This window comes from Acidovorax sp. KPB24-03 (assembly GCF_057546605.1).
The window spans coordinates 1-4666 of the sequence record NZ_BAAJYR010000275.1 but is presented as its reverse complement, the minus strand read 5'-3'; the positions used below and the strand labels follow the sequence as shown (position 1 = coordinate 4666).

Below are 4666 nucleotides of genomic sequence, written 5' to 3'. Positions count from 1 at the left end.
ACTGCAGCAGCCGCTGGCGCAGGCCCGTGCCCGCACCGACCGCGCCTTCGACGCGCTGCATGGCGTGCTGGCAGCGCGCACGGGCGATCCCACGCTCGGCCGACGGCGCGCGGCGCGTGCTCGCCGGCCAAGATGGCGCTGGCCACGGCCCGGGCGGGGGTGGATCAGGTGGTGGCGCAGCCGCGCGAGGCGCGGGCGCCCGAGTCGATCCGTTCGGCCGTCTACGGCATGGTGGCGATCGTGCCGCTGCTGGCCCCGGTCACGAGCAGCCTGGCCAATGCCGCGCGGCAGCACTACCCGGCCCTGGCCGATGACGTGCAGGTTGCGCGCCTCGCGGCCGAACTGCGGGAGTTCGCAGGGCTGCTGGGCTCGCATTTCACGGCGGCGCTGGCGCGCCAGCAGCCGTTCACGGCCGAGGAACGCCGGGCCATCGAGCAAACGCGCGGGCGCATCGCGCAGCTGCGCTTCCTGATCGAGCTGCGGCTTTCGGTGCCCGAGCAGCCGCGCCCCATCGCGCAGGCGTGGCAGACGGTGCAGCAGCGCTACTTCCGGGACACCGGGCCGCTCATCGACCGCATGATCGCCGCCGGGGAGGGCAACGGCCGCTACGGGCTGGACGCCGCGGGCTTCGCGGCGCTCTACGTGCCCGACATGAACACCATCTTCGATGTGCGCGACACGCTGCTCAACCAGCTGCGCGAGCGCGCCAGCGCCGAGTACACCCGGGCCGTGCGCATGCTCGGCCTGGTGGCCGCGGGCTCGGTGGTGCTGCTGGCGCTGCTGCTGGTGGCGCTGTCGATGGTGGACCGCCGCGTCCTGCGCCCGCTGGTGCAGACCGCGCGGGCGCTGAAGGCGCTGGCCAACAACGACCTGGATGCGCCCCTGCCCCAGCCCGCCGCCAACGACGAAATGGCCGCGGTGATCCGCGCCGCGCGCGAACTGCAGTTGCAGACCCGCCAGCGCGAGGCCCTGGAGCGCGAGCGCAACAGCCTGATCGCGCAGCTGCGCGAGCAGTCCAACACCGACTTCCTCACCGGCCTGCCCAACCGGCGCGCCTTCTTCGACGCGGCGGAAAGCGTGCTCGCGCAGGCCCGGCGCCACGGCTTCGGCGTGGTCATCGTCATCCTGGACGTGGACCGCTTCAAGATGCTCAACGACCAGTGGGGCCATGCGGTGGGCGACCAGGCGCTCGTGTCGGTGGCGCGCGCGCTGCGGGCCGAACTGCGGCTGGGCGATCTGGTGGGCCGCTTCGGTGGCGAGGAGTTCGTGGTGCTGCTGAGCCACTGCGACCCCGCGCACGGCGTGCGGCTGGCCGAGCGCCTGCGCGAGGTGGTGGCGAATCTGCAGCTGCTGCTGCCGGCATCGCCCGAGCCGCTGCGCGTGACGGCGAGCTTCGGCGTGGCCGATTCCGGCCGCCACGGCCTGGTGCTGGACCAATTGCTGTCCGAGGCCGACGCGGCGATGTACCGCGCCAAGGAAACGGGCCGCAACCGCGTGGTGCTGGCCGAGCCCCGGGCGGACACGGGCGCCGGGGAGCTGGTCATTCTTTGACGTGTCCAGGCGTTTGCTATTGAATTAATAGCGATATGCCCTAGTGGAATATGTGCTGGAGCCCGTTTTGATGCCGGGCTGCCACACCCGGAACCCGGTGGCCCTTCAGCGCGGCAGCACAGGCGGCTGCACGAAGTCTTCGAGCGACAGGCCCTTGTCGCGCAGCAGCGCCTCCAGCACCGGCTGCAGGGCCCCCAGGCTTTCCTGCACCGCCTCGCGCACGGTGTCCACCACCACCTGCGTGCTGCGCTCGATCTCGATGTTGAGGCGGTCGCCCGCCTGCTTGTGCTCGAACACCGTGGCGCGGCGCGTCTCGGGGATCAGCCACACCTCGAACCAGCCCTCGGCGCGGTTCACCTCGGAGACCGTCAGGCTCGCGCCGTGGATGGCGATGTAGCCCTTGGCGAAGATGTACTTGCGGAAGGCGGGCGGAATGTCCACGCGCCACACGCGGTTGTTGTCCGACTCGCGCACCGACTGCAGCGTGGTGGCGAAGTCGATGTGGCCCGACAGCGGGTGCCCGCCGATCTCGGCGCCGTCCCTGGCCGCGCGCTCCACGTTCACGCGGTCGCCCACGGCGTAGCTGCCCAGGGTGGTCACGTTCAGGCTCTGCAGCACCACGTCGAACGCCGCCGCGTTGGGCGGCAGCAGCTCGGTCACCGTGAGGCACACGCCATCCACCGCCACGCTCGCGCCCACGGCGAGGTCCTGGCAGAAGCCGGGCGGAAAATCGATGATGAAGGTCCGCAGGCCTTCGCGGTCATGGATGGCGGCGAGGGCCGCCGTGGCTTGGACGATGCCAGTGAACATGCGTGTGGATTCCCGGTGCGTGGAAAAAGGCCGCCGGGGGCAGCGCCGCGCAACCGGGTGCCCCGAGGGTGCGGCGATTTTGCCACCCGGGTCGGGGTCCGCCGCCTGCAGGGTTTCAGCGCGCGCGCAGCAGTTCGCCCACTTCCAGCAGCACCAGCTCGTTGTCGTCGGCCCGGTTGGGCTCGCGGCTGGAGCTGAACGGCAGGTTGTTGTCGTTGCCCACCACGATGTGCGTGGCGTCCACCACGTCCACGTTCTCGATGGTGAAGAACGGGAAGGCGAGCACGCCGTTGTTCAAGGGCTTTCTCGCCAGGCGCTGCGGGTCCTGGATGTTCAGCAGGTCGATGTAGCCCACCTTGCGCAGCTCGGCGCCGGCGTTGGCATCGGTCAGCTCCACCTTGTACACGCGCTTGAACTTCGCCAGGTCGTGGAAGCAGTCGGTGCGCTTCTGGCCCTCGGGGCAGGCCTTGTCGGCCGTGCCCTCGCCGTTGTCGCGTTCGATGATCAGGCCGGTGTTCTCGTCGATCATGTTGAAGTCGCCGATGGCGTGGTGGTTGGCCTCCAGCACGTACTTCCAGTGGCGGCCCGTCCACTTTTCCTGCTTCACGTCGAACTCCAGCACGCGCAGGTATTGCTTGCCGCCTTCCACCGCTTCGTAGGCCTTGGCCGATTCGTTCCACACCGGGCCTTCCAGCAGCGCGTAGAGCTTGCTGCCGTCCCTGGACGATGCCATGCCTTCGAAGCCCTTGGAGCGCTTGATCTCGAAGGCCGGCGCCTTGGCATCGGGCGCGCCCGCGGCGGCGATGGCCGGGTGGTCGGGCGAGCGCACGACCTTGCCGTCCACCTGCGTCTCGAACACGGCCAGCACGCGGCCGGACAGGTCGGCCTTGATGAGGTAGGGGCCGAACTCCTCGCCGATCCACAGCGCGCCGCCGGCGAACTGGAAGCTCTCGGGATCGAAGTCCGAGCCGGTCAGGTAGCGTTCCTTCGTGCCCTCTTCGGCGATGCGAAACGGCACCTTCTTGTCCGGGTCGTGCAGGAACACCGTCTTCTGGCGCTTGAACTGGCCGCTTCGGAAGTCCACCGTGTAGTGGTTCAGGTACAGCATGAAGTCCGGCGAGTTGGCCTTGGCCCCCGCGCCGTTGTCGGTCAGGATCCAGAACGACCCGTCGGCCATGCGCTTGATGCCCGAATGGCCCTGCGCGGGCTGGCCCTTGAACGGCAGCGACACGCCCGTGGGCCGGCCGGCGGAGGTGCCTTCCACGCTGCCCAGCTGGTCCACGCGCTGCGGCGTGGTGAACTTGCCGCTGGTCTGCAGATCGGCTGGCGCATCCTTGGGCGTGGGAATGAAGGTCTGCGCCGGCAGCACCGCATGGCCGGCGAGCGTGGCGGGAAAAGCCTGCTGGGCGTGGGCGGGCAGCAGGGCGGCAGCGCAGGCCAGAATAGCGAGGGGGGCAAGGCGGAAAGAGGGCAGCATGCGATGGCTTGTGGCGAACGAAAACCGCAACGATGCCGGCGCGCCGTTACAGGGCCATGACGGTGCAGGGCCGCGCCCGTGCGCGGCGCTTTCCAGCGCTACTTCTGCGGCAGGGCCGCTTCCAGCCGCTGCATCTCTTCCTCCAGCGTGCCGCGGCTGCGGAAATGGCGCTGGGCCTGGTCGTACCAGTATTCGGCGTCTTCCAGGTCGCCTTCCTGCAGATGCACGATGCCGTGCAGCCAGGCGCCCAGCGGCGTCGCATCGTCCTGCACCTGCTGGTGGGCCTCGTTCCAGCGCCCTGCGCGCAGGTGCGCCAGGATGTCGCGAAGGTCGGTCATCGGAAAGCTCCTTGTGGGCGTCGGCGCCGCCACTGCGGCTCGGGCGGGCGCGTTGTCTGCCGGAGTATCGCCATGCATTGTCGCGGTGCAATGGGAGCTTCGAGCCGGTGATCAGCCCGCGCGCTGGCGCGCGAGCGTCCACCACGCCGCCCCCACGATCAGCGCCCCGCCCAGCCATTGCACCGGGCCCAGACTCTCCCCCAGCCACAGCACGGCGAACAACGCGCCCCAGGCCGGCTCGGTGCCCATCAGCAGGCCCACGCGGCTGGGGGCGGTGTGTTTCAGCGCCCAGTTCTGCGCGATGAAGGCGAACACCGTGCAGCCCAGCACCAGGTACAGGCTCGCGGCCCAGAAGGCGCTCTCGGCCGGCAGGGCGGGCAGCCCGCCCGGCAGCGACACGGCCACCAGCAGGCACCCCAGCCCCACCACGGCGGACTGCACGGCGGTGAGCAGCAGCATGGGCGCCTGGGCATGCCGCCGGGTGAGGCGG

General features: G+C 70.2%; 5 protein-coding genes. 1 reads left to right on the top strand and 4 read right to left on the bottom strand.

Going from position 1 to position 4666, the window contains the following annotated elements; all coding sequences use genetic code 11:
- Positions 1 to 132 precede the first annotated feature (132 nt).
- Positions 133 to 1551 (top strand): GGDEF domain-containing protein, encoded by a 1419-nt coding sequence (locus AC27KI_RS19010; protein ID WP_487115269.1) that lies wholly within the window; start codon positions 133 to 135, stop codon positions 1549 to 1551.
- A gap of 105 nt (positions 1552 to 1656) precedes the next feature.
- Here the strand turns inward: AC27KI_RS19010 and AC27KI_RS19005 are convergent, their stop codons facing one another.
- From AC27KI_RS19005 to AC27KI_RS18990, 4 genes are all read right to left on the bottom strand, one after another.
- A complete protein-coding gene (locus AC27KI_RS19005) occupies positions 1657 to 2361 on the bottom strand; it encodes a riboflavin synthase subunit alpha (protein WP_284409993.1) in 705 nt (234 codons plus the stop codon).
- A 115-nt stretch (positions 2362 to 2476) separates the two neighbouring features.
- Positions 2477 to 3838, bottom strand: coding sequence for an esterase-like activity of phytase family protein (locus AC27KI_RS19000; protein ID WP_487115267.1), 1362 nt, complete (start codon positions 3836 to 3838; stop codon positions 2477 to 2479).
- Positions 3839 to 3936: 98 nt separating this feature from the next.
- Positions 3937 to 4176 (bottom strand): hypothetical protein, encoded by a 240-nt coding sequence (locus AC27KI_RS18995; protein ID WP_272566466.1) that lies wholly within the window; start codon positions 4174 to 4176, stop codon positions 3937 to 3939.
- A 111-nt stretch (positions 4177 to 4287) separates the two neighbouring features.
- Positions 4288 to 4666: DMT family transporter (locus AC27KI_RS18990; protein ID WP_487115265.1), on the bottom strand; the 379-nt coding region annotated here is incomplete at its 5' end.